Origin of the sequence: Stutzerimonas sp. FeSN7, assembly GCF_030263795.1 — a bacterium.
GTDB classification, from domain to species: domain Bacteria; phylum Pseudomonadota; class Gammaproteobacteria; order Pseudomonadales; family Pseudomonadaceae; genus Stutzerimonas; species Stutzerimonas stutzeri.
Map to the genome: position 1 here is coordinate 2,724,011 of NZ_JARPMN010000001.1, position 17,470 is coordinate 2,741,480.

The 17,470-nt window shown below is 62.5% G+C and carries 17 protein-coding genes; 3 read left to right on the forward strand and 14 right to left on the reverse strand.

Annotated features, from left to right (window positions below):
- Positions 1 to 73: 73 nt before the first annotated feature.
- From P5703_RS12740 to P5703_RS12800, 13 genes are all read right to left on the reverse strand, one after another.
- The gene (locus tag P5703_RS12740) at positions 74 to 1,069 is read right to left on the reverse strand and encodes an IS5-like element ISPsp6 family transposase (RefSeq protein WP_003282265.1); all 996 of its coding nucleotides are present in this window, start codon (positions 1,067 to 1,069) and stop codon (positions 74 to 76) included.
- 54 nt (positions 1,070 to 1,123) lie between these two features.
- Entirely contained in the window at positions 1,124 to 1,858 is a 735-nt protein-coding gene (locus P5703_RS12745; RefSeq protein WP_279641757.1) for a DUF8453 domain-containing protein, read from the reverse strand.
- Positions 1,859 to 1,976: 118 nt separating this feature from the next.
- The gene (locus tag P5703_RS12750) at positions 1,977 to 2,330 is read right to left on the reverse strand and encodes a hypothetical protein (protein WP_279641756.1); all 354 of its coding nucleotides are present in this window, start codon (positions 2,328 to 2,330) and stop codon (positions 1,977 to 1,979) included.
- Between the two features lie 115 nt (positions 2,331 to 2,445).
- Positions 2,446 to 3,276, reverse strand: coding sequence for a hypothetical protein (locus P5703_RS12755; RefSeq protein ID WP_279641755.1), 831 nt, complete (start codon positions 3,274 to 3,276; stop codon positions 2,446 to 2,448).
- Between the two features lie 402 nt (positions 3,277 to 3,678).
- Entirely contained in the window at positions 3,679 to 4,569 is an 891-nt protein-coding gene (locus P5703_RS12760) for an alpha/beta fold hydrolase (RefSeq protein WP_279641754.1), read from the reverse strand.
- Positions 4,570 to 4,633: 64 nt separating this feature from the next.
- Positions 4,634 to 5,836 (reverse strand): ISL3 family transposase, encoded by a 1,203-nt coding sequence (locus P5703_RS12765; protein WP_285585726.1) that lies wholly within the window; start codon positions 5,834 to 5,836, stop codon positions 4,634 to 4,636.
- Between the two features lie 165 nt (positions 5,837 to 6,001).
- Positions 6,002 to 6,994, reverse strand: a complete 993-nt coding sequence (locus P5703_RS12770) for a TRAP transporter substrate-binding protein (protein WP_279641753.1) — start codon at positions 6,992 to 6,994, stop codon at positions 6,002 to 6,004.
- A 54-nt stretch (positions 6,995 to 7,048) separates the two neighbouring features.
- Entirely contained in the window at positions 7,049 to 7,876 is an 828-nt protein-coding gene (locus tag P5703_RS12775) for an HpcH/HpaI aldolase/citrate lyase family protein (RefSeq protein WP_049325629.1), read from the reverse strand.
- Between the two features lie 20 nt (positions 7,877 to 7,896).
- A complete protein-coding gene (locus tag P5703_RS12780) occupies positions 7,897 to 9,102 on the reverse strand; it encodes a CaiB/BaiF CoA transferase family protein (protein ID WP_279641752.1) in 1,206 nt (401 codons plus the stop codon).
- A 130-nt stretch (positions 9,103 to 9,232) separates the two neighbouring features.
- Positions 9,233 to 10,585 (reverse strand): MmgE/PrpD family protein, encoded by a 1,353-nt coding sequence (locus P5703_RS12785; protein WP_279641751.1) that lies wholly within the window; start codon positions 10,583 to 10,585, stop codon positions 9,233 to 9,235.
- Positions 10,582 to 10,986 (reverse strand): VOC family protein, encoded by a 405-nt coding sequence (locus P5703_RS12790; protein WP_014596401.1) that lies wholly within the window; start codon positions 10,984 to 10,986, stop codon positions 10,582 to 10,584. The genes P5703_RS12785 and P5703_RS12790 overlap by 4 nt, the downstream gene beginning before the upstream one ends.
- 114 nt (positions 10,987 to 11,100) lie before the next feature.
- Positions 11,101 to 12,264: an acyl-CoA dehydrogenase family protein gene (locus tag P5703_RS12795; protein WP_049325631.1), complete on the reverse strand. Its 1,164-nt coding sequence runs from the start codon at positions 12,262 to 12,264 to the stop codon at positions 11,101 to 11,103.
- Positions 12,265 to 12,334: 70 nt separating this feature from the next.
- Positions 12,335 to 13,156, reverse strand: coding sequence for an HTD2 family dehydratase (locus P5703_RS12800; protein ID WP_017245632.1), 822 nt, complete (start codon positions 13,154 to 13,156; stop codon positions 12,335 to 12,337).
- 123 nt (positions 13,157 to 13,279) lie between these two features.
- On the opposite strand from P5703_RS12800, the gene P5703_RS12805 reads away from it, so the two are divergent.
- From P5703_RS12805 to P5703_RS12815, 3 genes are all read left to right on the forward strand, one after another.
- Positions 13,280 to 14,173, forward strand: coding sequence for a LysR family transcriptional regulator (locus P5703_RS12805; RefSeq protein WP_041755444.1), 894 nt, complete (start codon positions 13,280 to 13,282; stop codon positions 14,171 to 14,173).
- Positions 14,174 to 14,245: 72 nt separating this feature from the next.
- Entirely contained in the window at positions 14,246 to 15,571 is a 1,326-nt protein-coding gene (locus P5703_RS12810; RefSeq protein WP_049325632.1) for a DUF2254 domain-containing protein, read from the forward strand.
- Positions 15,572 to 15,735: 164 nt separating this feature from the next.
- Positions 15,736 to 17,043: an MFS transporter gene (locus P5703_RS12815; protein ID WP_011912848.1), complete on the forward strand. Its 1,308-nt coding sequence runs from the start codon at positions 15,736 to 15,738 to the stop codon at positions 17,041 to 17,043.
- A gap of 2 nt (positions 17,044 to 17,045) precedes the next feature.
- Here P5703_RS12815 and arfB read toward each other — a convergent pair whose 3' ends face one another.
- A complete protein-coding gene (arfB, locus tag P5703_RS12820) occupies positions 17,046 to 17,459 on the reverse strand; it encodes an alternative ribosome rescue aminoacyl-tRNA hydrolase ArfB (RefSeq protein ID WP_013982457.1) in 414 nt (137 codons plus the stop codon).
- Positions 17,460 to 17,470: the final 11 nt, after the last annotated feature.

The following is a 17,470-nucleotide window of genomic DNA, read 5'->3' on the forward strand; positions in this document are numbered from 1 at the left end:
ATTCTGCGTTTCTTGGGCCGATTTCTACCCTGATTTTGCTGATTAGCGGGCCAGCCCCGCCTTTCGGACGGACTTATCCCGCCGTCCGTTGCAAATACCGCTTGGCCAGTACCAGATTGGCCAACCCAAACAGACTGAACAACTGCGCTGTATTCTTTTCCAGTCCACGGTAGCGAACCTTACGATGATTGAAGCGCACCTTGATCACCTGGAAGGGATGCTCGACCTTGGCACGCAGCTGCGCCTTGGCGTATTCGACTTTGCGCTTGACTCGGTACAGCACGCTGTCTTTGCCGTGATGTTTGTAACTGCTTGGCCGTGCTGCAATCGACCAGACAACGTCCCGTTCAGCATGCTCCGGTCGCTTGGCCGCACCAGTGTATCCAGCGTCACCCGAAACATAGGTTTCGGCGCCGTGCAGCAACTGATCGACCTGGGTGACATCCGCCACGTTGGCGGCAGTCCCTACCACGCTGTGCACGAGTCCCGATGTGGCGTCGACACCAACGTGGGCCTTCATCCCGAAGTGCCATTGATTGCCTTTCTTGGCCTGATGCATCTCAGGATCACGCTTACCTTCTCGGTTCTTGACCGAGGGCGGCGCGGCGATCAGGGTAGCGTCGACGATAGTGCCTTCCTTGAGCAGCAGACCCCGGCTGGCCAGATGCTGGTTAATCGTTTCAAACAGCACCCGCGTTAGCTGATGGGTTTCCAGCAAGCGGCGAAATCGCAACAAGGTAGTGGCATCCGGTGCCGACTCACGGCCCAGGTCGATGCCGATGAAACCACGAATGGCCTGGCTGTCGTAGACGGCATCTTCGGTACCTTCATCGGAGAGACCGAAACACTGCTGCACGACATACATGCGCAGCATGCGCGACAACCCAATCGCAGGGCGTCCACGCTTGCCTGTGGTGTCGCTATAGAACGGCGCCACTTGCGCCTCCACTTGTGCCCAGGGCACCAGCTGTTCAAGGTCAGCCAGGAAGCGATCTCGGCGAGTCTGCTTTTTCTTGCCGGTGTATTCGAGTTCGGAGAAGGTCTTCTGCACGCGCGTAACAAAGCTCATGGAGGGGGCTGGTTGAGGGGGCTCAGTGTGCCAAGGGTGGGGGCGGCTGGCTATTTATGCAGTGTCTCCCTCAAGTCTGTTTCTCGAGGTCTTTACTACCTTTCCGAGTAGTTCTCGAATCCTCTTCATCTCATCCGAAATCTTGTGCAGAGCATCTGCACCGCCTAGGTGACTCACGCCTTCGTACTGTGCAAAGTCAATTTCGAATGTGTTCTGATATTTGTTGCCCTCAACATCTTCGAAGTCGATGACGATGTTGAGGTACGGTTCAAATATATTGCCTTCCAGTTCTTTGCCCAGATCGAGGAAACTGAAGACAAAGCTAGACATTGTTTGACCAATACCGATTGTCTCTATTCCTTTGCTGAACATCGAAAGTTTTAGGAACTTTTCTGTGACGGGATCGTTGTCAGGAGGCAGTGCTGCCCCCGACCGGTCCTTAAAGGCAAAGCGGACCTTCTTTGCTATGCCTTTACCGGAATTGGTGACTCTTGCATCTATGAAGTGGATCCCGACGGGGCTGCTATCAAGCTGAATTCCGATACTAGGCCGAATATTCTCGCGCTTCAGCTCTTCAAGTTGTCGAACCTGCGCCTCTCGCAAATACCAGGTTTCCTTTGCGAGTACGAATGTCAAGATTGCAATAGCGACAGTTGCAATTGCAGACAACCATGAAGAGATTGAGTCCGCGGTGAGGCTTGCGTTTCCTTGGAGGTGGTTGCCGACTACCAACCCAAGTATAAAGAGAAGTGGAGCAACAACGGCCATGCTGGTGATCAGCAAAGGCATCAACGAGCGGTCGTTTTGTGACGATGGGGGCATATGCTTTTCCAAGCGATCTAACGATTAAGCTAAGGGGCCGGCTTCGCCGGCCTCAGCCAACTGAGTAAGCGCTTTGAGCGCATTTTCAGATGCCACTTTTCTCACGCTCAATTTTGATATGCGGGAGATTATTGTATTTGACTAGCCTCTCGTGTTCTCTCTTCACCAGTGGGTGTAACAGTTCGGAGATAAGCTTTTCAAGCTTTAAAGCTGCCTCGCTAGTCAAATTATGAATTATTCCTGTTACTCCAGAAGCACACAAAATTTTAGTTTCAGAATTAGCTAGAGCATTAATAATTCCGTCGATATACCCATCAAGATATTCCTTCTTTTGAAAAAAAATATTGCTGGCTTCGCTTGATTGGTAGTCCCAATGAAGACTGTAGCTGTTTTTTATTTTTTCAATATATATTTTCGGTAAGCCGATGTCTTCCTTCATCGCGGACAACTCCGTATCTGCTAGAGAAACCTAACGCTTGAACTCAGGAGTGTTCGAGGCGACAAATTTTTCGTGACAGCAAAATGGCCGGCGAGTCAAACTTCCCCTACAGCACTCACAGTTCGGTTAACGCCTTTTCCAACCTTGCTTGGAACTTACCCTGGATATCATTCTTCCAAGAATCTTTGATCACGAACCGGGAACATGCGCGAACGCGTGTCCGCGAGACGTACTTCGGAAATGGCTTTCGATAGACGCGAAATTCTATTTCCTTGTTGCTTCGAGGATCTGCATAAACTCCGTACTCTTCGGCATCGAGTACATATTGCCTCACGCGCTCCTCTTCTGACATTTGAAATCCGAGCTCAACTAAACGCGACTCTGCCTTTACCCAATCACTTGGCTTGCGCGGTTCGCCAAAATATCCGGTTTCGCCCAACAGCTCTGGTTTGCTTGTCGGACCAGTTCGAATCAAAATTTCGCGCTGCATTCGCTCATTTTTTATTTTTTGCTGCTCTAGCTTCTGTGCCTCTTCAGCCGCGCTGAATTCGTCATGAAAGTGATCGAGCGCGAGCTTATGCGCGGTTTCCGTTACCACACATATCTGAGATTTGCCCCAGCCCGTTAGGTGCCTACGCAGCCCTTCAGGCAAAGCATACCCTCTTTCATAGGCGGAAGAAGTTCCTTCGCCACACAGCGGACAATAGGCCCGAGCCCCAAAGAACGCCCCCTTCTCGTCTGGCAGTGCCTCCACTGTTTCTATTATTTGTTCAACCACCGAATCTAACCAATGGTAAGACTCAGACCGATCACTGCAGTGGTAGTAGCTAGTTAAAACTTGTCGGTAAGCAACTGGCGCCAAGTCCACAATCGCGTATCGGGCCGAACATAGTTCCTGCTCGAGCTTCTTGATTTGTTCTTCAGGTGTACCCCATCGCCGTCGCATCAAAATCTCCTGCTATTCTTTTTTCTCCACCATGCCGATAACTTCGTAGCCGCACACTATGAATAGTCACCAATGGTGCATAGCTATATTAGGCACCAGTCGGTGCATAGCTGACGAAGGGGAGTGGTTGATAGGTTTCCATTCACCTTTTCAAGCCTCTAGCTCGAGCCTCTCTAGGAAGGCAGAGTGTTTATACACCAGCCCAACGAGGTATGAAATCCGTGCAACCAACATTGCCCATCCTGCGACCTTACGGACACTCTCAACCATTGCCGCTAGATAAGCTGTCGATATCCCCAAACCGTCTTCCGCGGAGACAAACCGACAGGTCAAGCAAAGCCGACGACAGTTTTTGCAGCCCGGAAAAACAAGTTCTCTCAGTTCGTAGCATCTAGCAACGGCTCAATCCCCCTGACAGAAATGCAAAATCGCCTCGGCCACCGCCTGCGGCGCTTCGCGCTGGGGGAAGTGGCCGACGCCCGGCAATAGCTGTCGGTGGTATGGGCCGCTGAACAAGGCCTCACGCCCGGCCGAGGTTTCCGGTGCGTTGCAGGTATCGGCCTCGCCGTGCAGCACCAGCGTCGGCACGGCGAGCACCGGGGCCGGTTGCAGCAGCGCCTCGTCCGATGCATAGGCAGGATCGCCGTCGACGAAGCCCCAGCGGTGGCGGTAGGAGTGCAGTACCACGGCAGCCCAGTCCGGGTTGTCGAACGCCTCCAGCGCCTGGATGAAATCCGCCTCGGCGTACCAGCCGGCCGGTGACCAGGTATCCCACAGCAGCCGCGTGAAGGCCGCGCGATCCTCAACTACCGTCTGCTCGCCGCGCGGGGTGGCCATGTACCAGTGGTACCAGTAGTTGCGCGCCTGGCTGAGCGAGATGTGCTGGTTCGGGTCATTGGTGCCGTAACCCACCGCGAGCATTACCAGCCGTGCCGCCGCGTGATGGCGCAGCCCGCAGGCATTGGCCACCGCCCGCGCCCCCCAGTCATGGCCGACCAGCACCGGCTGGTCGAGGCGCAATGCGTCGACGAAATCCAGCAGGTCGCGCCCCAGCGCGGCGAGCTGACCGCTGCGTGGGGTCAGCGCATCGCGAAAGCGTGTCTGGCCGAAGCCGCGCAGCGTCGGGCAGAGTACCCGGTAGCCAGCTGCGGCCAGGCGCTCGGCCACGGGCTCCCAGCCTGCGGGGCAATCCGGCCAGCCGTGCACGAGCACGGCCACCTGCTGGCCGCGGGGGTTCCATTCGAGATAAGCGATATCCAGCACGGGTGTGCTGACCGTGGCGTAACGGTTCATGCCGGCGTCTCCTTGCGCGCTTTGGTCGGTCAGCATAAGCCTGGTTTCAGGCATAAAAAAAGGTTCATCGCGCTTTCCCGGGGAAGGCGGCCTTGATTTTCAGAAAGAAGTATTCCGAGTCCCGAAATCCATAGGCCATGCGCTTGATCACCTTGATGCGGTTGTTAACACCCTCAAGGACGCTGGTATGCATGTGGAAGTGAGCACTGGCAAGGATGCCTCGGGCGTATTTGCGCAGGTTGCGAGCGAAGCGTTGCAGCGGCGCGAGGCCGCTCTCGCGAGCATGTCGCAGCCAGGTTCGCCAGCGTCGCCAACCCTCTCGTACGCTGGGGGCGTACCAGACATCCTTCAAGGCATCCTTGAGTACATAGACCGTAGCCAGCGGCTGGTTCGCTGCGAGCAGTTCCTGTAGCTGCACGGCCTGTCCGTCCTTCAGGTTGTCGCGATTTCGCAGCAGCAGCCAACGACTCTGCTTGACCGCCTTTCGTGCCGGCTTGTCTTCGCGCAGGAGGTTGGCCTGGTCGACCCGGATACGGTCGATCACATCCCGGCCGTAGCGCGCGACGACGTGAAACAGGTCGTACACCACTTCGGCCTGCGGGCAATGTTGCTTTACCTCCAGGCCGAAAGCCGTGTTCATGTCCATGGCCACCGCCTCAATCTGCTGGCAGTGCTCGCCGAGCAATTCAAAGAACGGGCGGATCGCCTCACGGCTGTTGCCGTGGCCGACCCACAGCACCCGTGTTCGCTCGGCATCCATGATGACCGTGGCATAGCGATGCCCCTTGTGCAGGGCGAACTCGTCCATCACCAACCGGCGGACACCGCTTGAATCGAAGGTGCCTACCTCGGCTTCCAGGCGTCGTTTATCGAGCGTCTTGAGGGTGTGCCAGTGCAGGCCGGTGAGCCGGCTGACGTGGCTGATCGGCAGCAGCCGCAGCAGGCTTTCGAGCCAGACCCGTAACCGCCGGGTCAGGCGAGATGCAGGCTCCAGCCAGTCGATCCGCTCGGTCACCCGACCACAGTTCAGGCAATCGACTCGGCGCACGGGTAGTTGAAGCAGGACGCGCTGATCGAACAGATCGCGATCACGCACCAGACGAATCCGGCGCTCGTGAATCAACGGGCTGAGCTGACCACAACGCCCGCACCTGGGCACTGAACCGGCTTGAGGCTCAAGCTCAATCAGAAGGGAGTTGTTGGCAGATGAACGGCAGGCAACGACGTCATAGCCTGGCCAGAACGAGGCAAGATCAATAGGATGCACGGCGACAGCAGGGACAGGTGAAGGGTGTGTTTGGCGACTGCCAATTTACCTGCTTCCCTGACTGTCAACTCGCTCTTCCCCCAGAGTCCGCGAAGAACCAAAAAAAACGGGCCGGTCACATCGGACAGGCCCGTTCGTTCTCCGCCGCTTGGTGCCTCTGGAGGCTCAGGAGCGGTTGGCCGCCTGCGCCGCTTCGATCAGCTCGGCGCCGATCTCATTCTCGAACTTCTTCCACACCGGTTTCATCGCCTCGCGCCACTGGGCGCGTTGCTCGGGGGTCAGTTCGATGATTTCGGTCTTGCCGGAGGCGGCGATGGCCTGGCGCGCCTGCTGGTTAAGGTCGTCGGCCTGGCGGTTCACCTCAGCGGTGACCTCTTCCATGATCGTTTCCAGCTCGCCGCGCACGTCTTCCGGCAGGCCGTTCCAAAACTTGGTGTTGGTAATCACCATGTAGTCGATCAGGCCGTGGTCGGAGGCGGTCATGTAAGGCTGGGCCTCGTGCACCTTCTGGCTTTCATAGTTCGACCAGGTGTTCTCGGTGCCGTTGACCACGCCGGTCTGCAAGCCCTGGTAGACCTCGGCGAAGCTCATCTTGCGGGGGTTGGCGCGCACCGCCTTGAACTGCTCGTCGAGCACTGCCGAGGCCTGCACGCGGAACTTCAGCCCGCGGGCATCCTTCGGCTCGCGCAGCGGCTTGTTCGCCGAAAGCTGCTTCATTCCGTTGTGCCAGTAGGCCAGACCGGTGATGTTCTTGTCCTCCATCGCGCGCAGCAGCGCCTTGCCCTGCGGGCCGCTCTGGAAACGATCGGCTGCCGCCAGGTCGTCGAACAGGAACGGCAGGTCATAGATCTGGATGGCCTTGGCGTAGTGCTCGAACTTGGCCAGCGAGGGCGCCAGCATGTGCACGTCACCGAGCAGCAGGGCCTCCATTTCCTTACCGTCGCCGAACAGCGAGGAGTTCGGATACACCTCGACCTTCACCTTGCCCGGCAGGCGTTCCTCGGCGAGTTTCTTGAACAGCAGGGCGCCCTGCCCCTTCGGTGTGTTGTCCGCCACCACATGGGCGAATTTGATGGTCACGGGGTCGGCGGCATGCACCAACCCGGCGACGGTGAAAGAAAGCGCGCAGGCGAGTGCCTTGAGCTTGTTACTCAGCATGGAAGTACCCTCTTGTTTTTGTCGGTTGGTACGTTTCGCGGGCAAGCGTTGCGGTCAGGGCACCGCTTGCCCGGCACGTTGCAGCAGGCGGCGGGCACGGCCGATGACGGGGGCGTCGACCATCTGTCCGTCCACCACGAAAACCCCATCGCCGGAAGCTCCGGCGGCGAGGAGGCGTTGCGCCCAGTCCAGTTCCGCGGCACTGGGCATCAGGGTTTCGTGCACCACGGCCACCTGGCTCGGGTGGATGCACAGCAGGCCGCCAAAGCCCATGTCACGCGCGTCGGCAGCGGCACGGGCGAGGCCTTCGAGGTTCTTGATGTCGGGAAAGACGCTGTCCAGCGGTGCTGCCAGCCCGGCCAATCGCGACTGCAGCAGCAGCGCATAGCGTGCCTGGTCAAGCATGCGCTCGGCGCCGGTGGTGCCATTGGCCAGGCCGAGATCGAGGCCCAGGTCCAGCGCGCCGAAGGACAGCCGCTCGACACCCTGGGCGTCGGCAATTTCCGCCAGATTGGCCAGCCCGCGGGCACTTTCGACGATTGGCCAGACCGGCTTGCCGCAGCTGGCCGCCAGCGCAACCTGCACCGCGCTTTCGACCTTTGGCAGCAGCACGCCGGCGACGCCGGCATGACGGGCACAGAGCGCCAGGTCCGCGGCCTGCTCGGCATGGGTTGGCGCGTTGATGCGCACCAGCAGGCGCGCCGCCGGGTTGGCAGCCAGGAAGGCATCGAGGTTGCCCCTCGCCTCTGCCTTAAGGTTCTCCGCGACCGCATCCTCGAGGTCGACGATGACCGCGTCGGCGCCGCTCGCCAGCGCCTTGGGGATGCGTTCCGGGCGGGTCGCCGGGACGAACAGCGCGCTACGGATGATCGATGAGTTCATGGGCTGGCTCCTGGGCACGCTCATACCGCGCCCTGCTCGTGCAAGCGCTGAATGTCGCCGGGGGCGTAACCCAGCTCGGCCAGCAGGCTGTCGGTGTGCTGGCCCAAGGCGGGGATCGGGTCCATGCGCGGGGCGAAGGCGCTGTTGCGTCCCGGCGGCAGCAGCGCAGGCAAGCGACCGGCCGGGCTGTCCACCTCGCTCCAGCGTTGGCGGGCCTCCAGCTGCGGATGCGCCCAGACACCGGCCATGTCGTTGACATGGGCATTGGCGATGGGCGCGGCATCCAGCCGGGCGATCACCTCTTCGGCGCTCAGGTGGCTGAACGCTTCGACGATAAGTGCACGCAATTCGGTGCGATGCTCCGAACGCCGGGCGTTGCTGGAGAAGCGCTCGTCCTGCGCCAGCTCCGGCTGGAGCAGCACCTTGTCGCAGAACGCCAGCCACTCACGCTCGTTCTGCAGGCCGAGCATCACCGTGCCGCCGTCACCAGTGGGGAACGGGCCGTAGGGGTAGATAGTGGCGTGGGCGGCGCCGGCACGCGGCGGCGGCGTCGCGCCCTTGTAGGCGTAATACAACGGGTAGCCCATCCACTCCACCAGGCTTTCGAGCATGGAAACGTCGACGCGGCTGCCCTCGCCCGTCTTGTCGCGCAGCATCAGCGCCGAAAGCACGCCGGTGTAGGCGTACATGCCCGCGGCGATATCGGCGATGGAGCAGCCGGCCTTGGCCATCTCGGTTTCACCCGGCCCACCGGTGACGGAGAGAAAGCCGCCCTCGCTCTGGATCAGCAGGTCATAGGCCTTCTTCTGCTCGTAGGGGCCGCCCTCGCCGTAGCCGGAAATGTCGCAGACGATCAGCCGCGGAAAGCGCTCGTGCAGCGCCTCGAAGGACAACCCCATGCGCGCGGCGGCGCCCGGAGCCAGGTTCTGCACCAGCACGTCAGCCTTGGCCAAGAGCTGGTCGAGTACCCGGGCGGCGGCGTCCTGTTTCACGTCCAGGCTCAGGCTTTCCTTCGAGCGGTTGGTCCAGACGAAATGCGAGGCCAGGCCGTCGACCCGCTCGTCGTAGCCGCGGGCGAAGTCGCCGGCACCGGGCCGCTCGATCTTGATCACCCGTGCGCCGAGGTCGGCCAGCTGGCGCGTGCAGAACGGCGCGGCGATGGCGTGCTCGAGGCTGACCACGGTGATGCCATCGAGTGGGCGGGGTTTGACTTGGGTGTCGTTCATGTTCGGTTCCTGCAATTTCGGCGTAGGGTGGAAATCGCCGAAGCCATTTCCACGCGTTTGTTCCAGCCCCTGGGGCTCTGGCGCCACATTGGTGGATAAGGCTTCGCCGTCATCCACCCTACGATTCAGTTCAGGCCAATGCGTCCAGCCGCTGCAGCTCGCGCAGGCGCCAGACCGTATCGATCAGCGCGCCCGCCTGGTCATCGCTGCGCGCCGCGGAGAACTGCACCAGGCGGCGGAACTTGTTCTCCAGCTCGGCGCGACTCAGCGTGTTGCCCGGGTCGCCCTTGGGCTCGTCGATGGCGCCGTGCAGCGTGCGGCCATCGGTGGTGGTCACTTCGACGCGACCGAGCCAGCGTGCCGGGTAGGCGCCGTCCACCTTGGGATCGAGCGTCATCGAGACCTTCTCGCGGAACTCGCCGACGCGCGGGTCGCTGAGCGCATGGCTGTGGAATTCGGTCAGGCCGGCCTTGCCGTACAGGGCGATCAGCCCCAGCACGGTGCCCATGGAGAATTTGGCTTGATGCACCGTCTGCGGCACCGTCACGCGGCCGAGCACGTCGATCGCGCCCTGGTGCACGCGGGTGGTGACCGAGGCGATGTCATCGGCCCCGAGCCCTTCGCGCTGCATCAGCGCCAGCAGCGCATCGGCCGCCGGGTGGGTATGCCGGCAAGAGGCGTGGAACTTGAACGAGGTTTCCGCCAGCGCCCAGCGCGTGCCGAGCCGGTCGGACAGCTTGCTCGGCTCGGCATCGCGGGACATGCCCGCCGCCATGCCCTGCTCGCCTTCGAGGATGTCTTGCGCGCCGGTCAGGCCATCGGCGGTCAGGTAGGCGGCGAGCAGGCCATCGGCAGCCGCCTTGGCGGTGTGCAGCTGCTTGGAGTCCGCCGCGTCACGGAGAAACTCCCACAGCCCCGCCGCTTGCGTACCGGCGCTGCCAAGCAGATGGGTGAACTGCTGCTGGTCGAACTCCATCAGCTTGCCAACGGCCACCGCCGCGGCCAGGGTGCCGACCGTCGCGGTGGTGTGGAAGATGCGGTAATGCGAGCGGCCGAGGAACTCGCCGATGCGGATGCCCGCCTCGTAGCCGGCCACCGAGGCCACCAGCAGCTCGCGGCCGGACTTGCCGAGATCCTGCGCCGCCGCCAGCGCCGCGGGAAACACCACGGTGGCGGGGTGCAGCACGGAGCTGTTGTGCAGGTCGTCCTGCTCCACCAGATGCGAGCTGGCGGCATTCACCAGCGCGGCGAAATAGGCCGAGCTGCTCTGGCCGTTGACCAGAATGCGCGCCGGCCCGTCGGCCGGACCCATCTTCTGCGCGTAACGCTCGAACAGCGGAATCGGTTGCGCGCCGGCGCTGGCCAGGGCCGAGCCGAGCCAGTCGAGAAAGAGGTCTTCGGTGCGGGCGAGCACCGGTTCGGGGATCTGCTCGTAGGCGAGCCCGGAGAGGAATTCGGTCAGGGCACGGGTGTGCTGGCTCATGCGTTGGGCTCCAGCGGATTCTCTAACGGATTGGACAGTTCGATGAGGTTCTGGTCGGGGTCGCGCAGGTACACCGAGCGGATCGGTCCGGTCGCGCCGGTGCGTTGCACCGGACCTTCGACGATGGCGACCTGCTGCGCCTGGAGGTGTGCGATCACCTCGGCCAGCGGTGTGGCAACGATGAAGCAGAGGTCCGCCGAACCCGGGGTCGGCCGCTCGGCCTTGGGTTCGAATTCGCGCCCGGCCTGGTGCAGGTTGATCTTCTGGTTGCCGAAGGCCAGCGCCTTGCGCCCTTCGCCGAAGGTCACCGCCTGCATGCCGAGCACGCGGGTGTAGAAGTCGATCGTTGCCTCGAGGTCGGCGACGGTCAGCACCAGGTGGTCGAGATGGCTGATATTCATGACGCACTTCCCTTTTTCGTAGGGTGGAAACCGCGAAGCATTTCCACCCCCTGTGTCGCCTGTTCGATACGCGTGGAAAAGGCTTCGCCGTTTTCCACCCTACGTCTGGCTCCGTTAGAACGAACGCGGCAGCTCGAGCAAGTGCTCGGCCACGTACGACAGGATCAGGTTGGTGGAGATCGGCGCCACCTGGTACAGCCGCGTCTCGCGGAACTTGCGTTCGACGTCGTATTCGTTGGCGAAGCCGAAGCCGCCGTGGGTCTGCAGGCAGGCATTGGCCGCCTCCCAGCTGGCCTTCGCTGCCAGGTACTTGGCCATGTTGGCGGCCGCCCCGGCATTGCGACCGGCGTCGTATTCCTCGCAGGCGCGCCAGCGCATCAGGTCGGCGGCCTCGATCTCGATATGCGCTTCGGCGATGGGGAACTGCACGCCCTGGTTCTGGCCGATGGGCCGGCCGAATACCACGCGATCGCGGGCGTACTGCGCGGACTTCTCGACGAACCAGCGGCCATCGCCGATGCACTCGGCGGCGATCAGCGTGCGCTCGGCATTCAGGCCGTCAAGGATGTAGCGAAAGCCCTTGCCCTCCTCGCCAATCAGGCTGCTGGCGGGGATTTTCAGGTTGTCGAAGAACAGCTCGTTGGTCTCGTGGTTGACCATGTTGGCGATCGGCTGCACGGTCAGGCCGTTGCCGATGGCCTCGCGCAGGTCGACGAGGAAAATCGACATGCCCTCGGACTTGCGCTGCACCTCGGCCAGCGGCGTGGTGCGTGCCAGCAGGATCATCAGGTCGGAATGCTGGATGCGCGAGATCCACACCTTTTGCCCGTTGATGACGTACTTGTCGCCCTGGCGCACGGCGGTGGTCTTGATCTTGGTGGTGTCGGTGCCGGTGGTCGGCTCGGTGACGCCCATGGACTGCAGGCGCAGCTCGCCGCTCGCCAGCTTCGGCAGGTAGTAGCGTTTCTGCTCCTCGCTGCCGTTTCTGAGCAGGGTGAACATGTTGTACATCTGCCCGTGAATGGTCCCGGAGTTGCCGCCGCAACGGTTGACCTCCTCAAGGATCACCGAGGCCTCGGCCAGGCCCAGGCCGGAGCCGCCGTATTCTTCCGGGATCATCGCCGAGAGCCAGCCGGCCTCGGTCATGGCGGTGACGAAGGCTTCCGGAAAGCCCTTTTCCTCATCGATCCTGCGCCAGTATTCGGCGGGAAATTCGGCACAGAGGGCGCGCACGCCTTCGCGGATGAAGCTCAGTTCTTCGGTCTTGTTCGGGGTCATCTCGGTTTCTCGCTTGTGCGGCACGCGGCCTCAACGGTGGATAAGGCTGCGCCGTGATCCACCCTACGATTCAGTCGAATTCCACTTCGGCTTTCTGCGCCAGGCCGTTGTGGTCGCCGGCCCAGAGTTCGGCCTTGCCCGGCGCGACGATGCGGCCGCCGACCTCGAACGGCTGCGGCGCGATCAGCGGGCGCAGGCCGCGGTAGGCGAAGCGGCGCAGGCGGGCGTCGGGATTGGCGCGGCAGAAGGCGCGCAGGTTGAGCGTGGCGATCAGCGGGCCGTGAACGACCAGGCCGGCATAGCCTTCGGTCTCGGTGACGTAGGGCCAGTCGTAATGGATGCGATGGCCGTTGAAGGTGACCGCCGAATAACGGAACAGCAACGTCGGCGTCGGTGTGACCGCCTCGCGCCAGCCTCCGGCGACCATGGGTTCGCCACTGCTGGTCTTCGGCGGGCTCGGCTCGCGGTAGACGATGTCCTGCTCCTCGCGGATGGCCAGGCGGCCGTCCTGCAGGTAGTCGTGCTGCACGGTAACGAACAGCAACGCACCGGTGCGGCCATGCTTCTCCTCGATGTGCTTGATGGTCGATACCCGCCGGGCCTCGCCACCCGCTTCCAGCGGGCGGAAGAATTCGACGCGGCCACCGGCCCACATCCGGTTGCGGTTGTCCGCCGGCGGCAGGAAGCCACCGCGCGCCGGGTGGCCGTCCTCGCCCAGCCCGTTTTCGGCAATCGGGTCCTGGAAGAAGCACCATTGCCACAAAGGCGGCAGCGCTTCGCCATGGGCGGGAGTGCTTTCACCGAAGGTCGCGGCGATGCGCATCAGCAGGTTGCGGCTGAGCTGGTCGTGGACTTCTTCGCTGCGGCCAATCCAGGCAGAGGTATCGGTCATCGTCGGGTTCCGCTGTTGTCTTGTTTTGCCGCAGGATGCTACGAAGCCGGCGTTCCGAGAATTTGTATTTACCGACACCAGCGTTCGGCTAAGCTGAACGCCCGACCCAAGCCGAGGCGCCTCATGCATTTCGATCTGGCCGATCTGCGCCTGTTCATCCATATCGCCGAGTCCCCCAGCCTGACCCAGGGCGCGCGCCGCGCGCACCTCTCACCGGCAGCCGCCAGTGCACGCATCAAGGCGCTGGAAGCCCAGTTCGACAGCCGCCTGCTCTACCGCGACAGCCGCGGGGTGGAGCTGACGCCGGCCGGCCACAAGCTGCTGCAGCATGCGCGGCTGATCATGCGCCAGGTGGACTATCTGAAAAGCGAGTTCGCCGAATACGGCACCGACTCGGCCGGTCACATCCGCATCTTCGCCAATACCACGGCCGTAACCGAATTCCTCCCGGAGGTGCTGGCCGGATTTCTCGCCGAGCGCCCCGGCGTCACGGTGGACCTGCAGGAGCGCCTGAGCCGCGACATCGTGCGTGGTGTGCTGGACGGCAGCACCGACATGGGCATCATCGCGGGCCCGGTGCAGGCCGAAGGGCTGCAGGTATTGCACTTCAGCACCGACCGCCTGCTGCTGGCGGTACCGGTCGGCCATCCGCTGGCCGGGGAAGCACAGGTCACGCTGCGCCAGACCCTGGCCTATCAGCACATCGGCCTGCACGAGGGCAGCACCCTGCTGACATTCCTGCGCGATCAGGTGGAAAAACTCGGCGGCCAGCTCTCCCTGCGCATCCAGGTCTCCAGCTTCGAGGCGGTCTGCCGGATGATCGAGGCCGGTGTGGGCATCGGCATCATCCCCGAGTCGGCAGCGCGCCGACACAGCCGCACCATGCAGCTCGCGCTGGTGACACTGGACGAACCCTGGGCAGTGCGCGAACGCAGCATTCTGGTCCGTGAGCTGGACGCCCTGCCCGGCAGCGTGCGCGCGCTGATCGCGACCCTGGTTCCCGGTGACAAGGCCTGAGCGAACGTTACGCCCCCGATGCTGCCGAAAGGCGGGTAGCCCCGCTTCGGCGGACCATCGCAGGGAGCCCCAATGTCCGCAGTCACCAACAGGCTGTTTCGCCTGTATCACCGCGTCACCGGTAGCATCGCCTTCTACCCGACTCTGATCGCGGTCGGCCTCGCCAGCCTGTGCGTCGTCACCATCGTCCTGGAGATGACCTGGCTGCAGCCTTACAAGGAAGACCTCGATCTGGGGCTGGTGAAGAACGCCGACAACGCCCGTCTGATCCTCGGCACGCTGGTGGCGGGCATCATCTCGCTGATGGTGTTCAGCTTCTCGATGGTCATGGTGGTGCTCAACTCGGCCGCGTCGTCGCTGTCACCGCGGGTGATCCCGGGGCTGATCAGCAGTCGCAGCCATCAGGTCGTGCTGGGCGTTTACCTCGGCACCATCATCAATTCACTGATGCTGATCTCGACCATTCAGGAAGGCGACGACATTAACGTACCGAGCCTGGGCATCTTCCTGGCGCTGGGGCTCGCAGTCATCTGCCTTTGCCTTTTCGTCTACTTCATCCGTTCCATTTCGCTCTCCATCCAGGTCGATTTCATCCTCAACCGCGTCTACAAACAGACTCTCGCTCAGCTGCGCACACGCCGTCGTCAGCTGCAAGACAGCCATGGCCCGGCTTGGCCGGACGACGCGCAGTGGTCCGTCGTGCGGGCGCGGCGCTCGGGGTACTTCAAGGCGCTGAATGTCACAGCCGCCCACGACGTTCTCGACGAGCACGACGCGCGCATGACGGTGCAAGTGCATTACGGCTTCTTCGTCATGCCCGGGCACCCGCTGATGCGCATCGACCGTGAACTCGACGATGACTGCACGAACCGTCTGCTCGATTGTTTCGATTTCTACGTCGAGGAGTATGCGCACCGACACTTCTTCTTCGGCTTCAAGCAGATCGTCGAGATCGCCGTGCGCGCGCTGAGCCCGGGTATCAACGACCCGGGAACCGCGATCAAGGCGATCGACATGCTGAGCGTGCTGCTGGCCGAGCGCATGGAGATGCCCGACCATGAGGTCGCTCACGCCCAGGATCGACCGCGGATATTCATCCGCGAACTGAACCTGCACCAGCTGCTGCAGATGACCTTCGGCCCTCAACGCCGCTACGGCGCGGACGACCTGCAGGTTTTGCAAGCACTGCTGCAAGCCTGCAAGAACCTGCTCTACGCCGCCAAGGACGCTGACACCGAACGAGTGCTGCTGCGCCACGCCCAGGCGGTGGTCGACCAGGCAGCGATCAGTCTGAGCGGCGCGCTCGACCGCCAGGCGATGGTCGAGGCCGTGCGGTCGTTGAATCAGGCCGTGCGTCATGCCGAGCCCCTGCAGTGCGCCACGTTGCGGGAATCCTGAATGCCGTCCGCTGCCAAATGCACAACGCAGGGGTGCCGCCGACTCGCACCATTTCGCCATCCATTGCGAATTTATTCTGAAATCAGCAAGTTAGGTGGCGCCATCGGCCAGCGCCCGACGTACCTGGACTTGCCTTCGCCGGCTTCGCTGCCTAGGGTTACCGCATGACGTCCTTGATCGCTCCCATCAGTTCACTGCTCGCCGGCGTGGCTCTGCTGCTGCTCGGCCACGGGCTACTCAACACACTCCTGACCCTGCGCGGTGTGGCCGAAGGCTACTCGACGGGGATGGTCGGCCTGCTGATGTCCGGCTATTTCGCCGGGTTCCTGATCGGCACCTGGCTGGCGCCATCGCTGATTCGCCGCATCGGCCATATTCGTACGTTCTCCTTCTACGCCTCGGTGGCCGCCACCGCCGTGCTACTGCACGTGATGATCGTCAATCCGTGGGTATGGCTGGTCCTTCGCCTGGTCTACGGTATCGCCCTGGTCACGCTCTACATGGTGATCGAGAGCTGGCTCAACGCCCAGGTGAGCGGCGAGAAACGCGGCCAGGTATTCGCCGTGTACATGGCAGTCAACCTGGGTGCGCTGGCGGCGGCTCAGCAACTGCTTGGGCTCGACAGCCCGATGGAATTCACCCTGTTTGCCCTGGCGACCATCCTCATCGGCGGCGCGATGATGCCCATCACCCTGACCCGCCAGCCACAGCCGACCTTGCCCGACATACCGCCGACCGACCTGCTGCAGCTGGCGCGCATCGCCCCACTGCCGCTGATGGCGGCCGGCATCTCGGGTTTCGTGCTGGGTGGCTTCTGGGGCCTGGCACCGGTGTATGCCAGCGAGATCGGCTTCGATGCGGCAGGCGTGGGGCTGCTGATGAGTGTCACCATTCTGGGCGGGGCCGTGCTGCAGTGGCCGATCGGGCTGTTTTCCGACAAGCACGAGCGACGCACCGTGCTGCTCTGGGTAGTGGCGCTGGCGGCCGTTCTCGCGCTTGCCGTGGCACCTCTGATGGCCAGCCCGCTGCTGCTGGGGCTGATGTTCGTCTGGGGTGGTCTGGCATTTTCCATCTATTCCATCGCCGTCGCGCAGATGGTCGATCAGCTCAATCCCGACGAGATCCTTTCCGGCTCCAGCGGCCTGCTATTGGCCAACGGCTTCGGCGCCGCGCTGGGCCCGGTGGCAGCCGGCGGCCTGATGCATCTGGTCGGGCCCATCGCCCTGCCGCTGTTCTTCGCGGTGGGCCTGGGCGTACTGGCGTTCTATGCCTTCTACCGGCCGCGCAAGGTGTTCGATCTGGTGACCGAGCCGCACGGCCACTTCACGCCGATCCTGCGCACCAGCCCCACCGTCATGGAGTTGATGCCCGACACGCCGGAAGACGCCGCCAAGCATGAGCCGGCCAACGAAGTCGAGCTGGATGACGTGCCGCCCCCCGAGGCAACGCCCGACGTGCGCACCGGCACCTGACCTCAGTAGTCGATCCGACCTCGCCCCGCCTTGATCGCGCCTCGCCGGCTCTTGCCTTCGAGCCGGCGCGTCTTCGAGCCGAGGGTCGGTTTGGTCGGGCGGCGGGCTTTCTCCACCTTGCCGACGCTGCGAATCAGCTCCGCCAGCCGCTCGAGCGCATCGAGGCGGTTCTGTTCCTGAGTGCGATAGCGCTGCGCCTTGATGACGACCACACCCTCCGCAGTGATGCGGCTGTCGCGCAGCGCCAGCAAACGTTCTTTGTAGAACGCCGGCAGTGACGAGCCCCGGATGTCGAAACGCAGGTGCAACGCGCTGGACACCTTGTTGACGTTCTGCCCGCCGGCACCCTGGGCGCGTATCGCGGTCAATTCGATCTCGGCATCCGGCAGCTGCACGGTATTGGAAATTTCCAGCATGGAGTGCGCCA

Bases quoted from the DNA above. Each gene is read 5' to 3' on its own strand.
- P5703_RS12740 (WP_003282265.1), bottom strand. From the start codon at position 1,069: ATGAGCTTTGTTACGCGCGTGCAGAAGACCTTCTCCGAACTCGAATAC.
- P5703_RS12745 (WP_279641757.1), bottom strand. From the start codon at position 1,858: ATGCCTTTGCTGATCACCAGCATGGCCGTTGTTGCTCCACTTCTCTTT.
- P5703_RS12750 (WP_279641756.1), bottom strand. From the start codon at position 2,330: ATGAAGGAAGACATCGGCTTACCGAAAATATATATTGAAAAAATAAAA.
- P5703_RS12755 (WP_279641755.1), bottom strand. From the start codon at position 3,276: ATGCGACGGCGATGGGGTACACCTGAAGAACAAATCAAGAAGCTCGAG.
- P5703_RS12760 (WP_279641754.1), bottom strand. From the start codon at position 4,569: ATGAACCGTTACGCCACGGTCAGCACACCCGTGCTGGATATCGCTTAT.
- P5703_RS12770 (WP_279641753.1), bottom strand. From the start codon at position 6,994: ATGCTGAGTAACAAGCTCAAGGCACTCGCCTGCGCGCTTTCTTTCACC.
- P5703_RS12775 (WP_049325629.1), bottom strand. From the start codon at position 7,876: ATGAACTCATCGATCATCCGTAGCGCGCTGTTCGTCCCGGCGACCCGC.
- P5703_RS12780 (WP_279641752.1), bottom strand. From the start codon at position 9,102: ATGAACGACACCCAAGTCAAACCCCGCCCACTCGATGGCATCACCGTG.
- P5703_RS12785 (WP_279641751.1), bottom strand. From the start codon at position 10,585: ATGAGCCAGCACACCCGTGCCCTGACCGAATTCCTCTCCGGGCTCGCC.
- P5703_RS12790 (WP_014596401.1), bottom strand. From the start codon at position 10,986: ATGAATATCAGCCATCTCGACCACCTGGTGCTGACCGTCGCCGACCTC.
- P5703_RS12795 (WP_049325631.1), bottom strand. From the start codon at position 12,264: ATGACCCCGAACAAGACCGAAGAACTGAGCTTCATCCGCGAAGGCGTG.
- P5703_RS12800 (WP_017245632.1), bottom strand. From the start codon at position 13,156: ATGACCGATACCTCTGCCTGGATTGGCCGCAGCGAAGAAGTCCACGAC.
- P5703_RS12805 (WP_041755444.1), top strand. From the start codon at position 13,280: ATGCATTTCGATCTGGCCGATCTGCGCCTGTTCATCCATATCGCCGAG.
- P5703_RS12810 (WP_049325632.1), top strand. From the start codon at position 14,246: ATGTCCGCAGTCACCAACAGGCTGTTTCGCCTGTATCACCGCGTCACC.
- P5703_RS12815 (WP_011912848.1), top strand. From the start codon at position 15,736: ATGACGTCCTTGATCGCTCCCATCAGTTCACTGCTCGCCGGCGTGGCT.
- arfB (WP_013982457.1), bottom strand. From the start codon at position 17,459: ATGCTGGAAATTTCCAATACCGTGCAGCTGCCGGATGCCGAGATCGAA.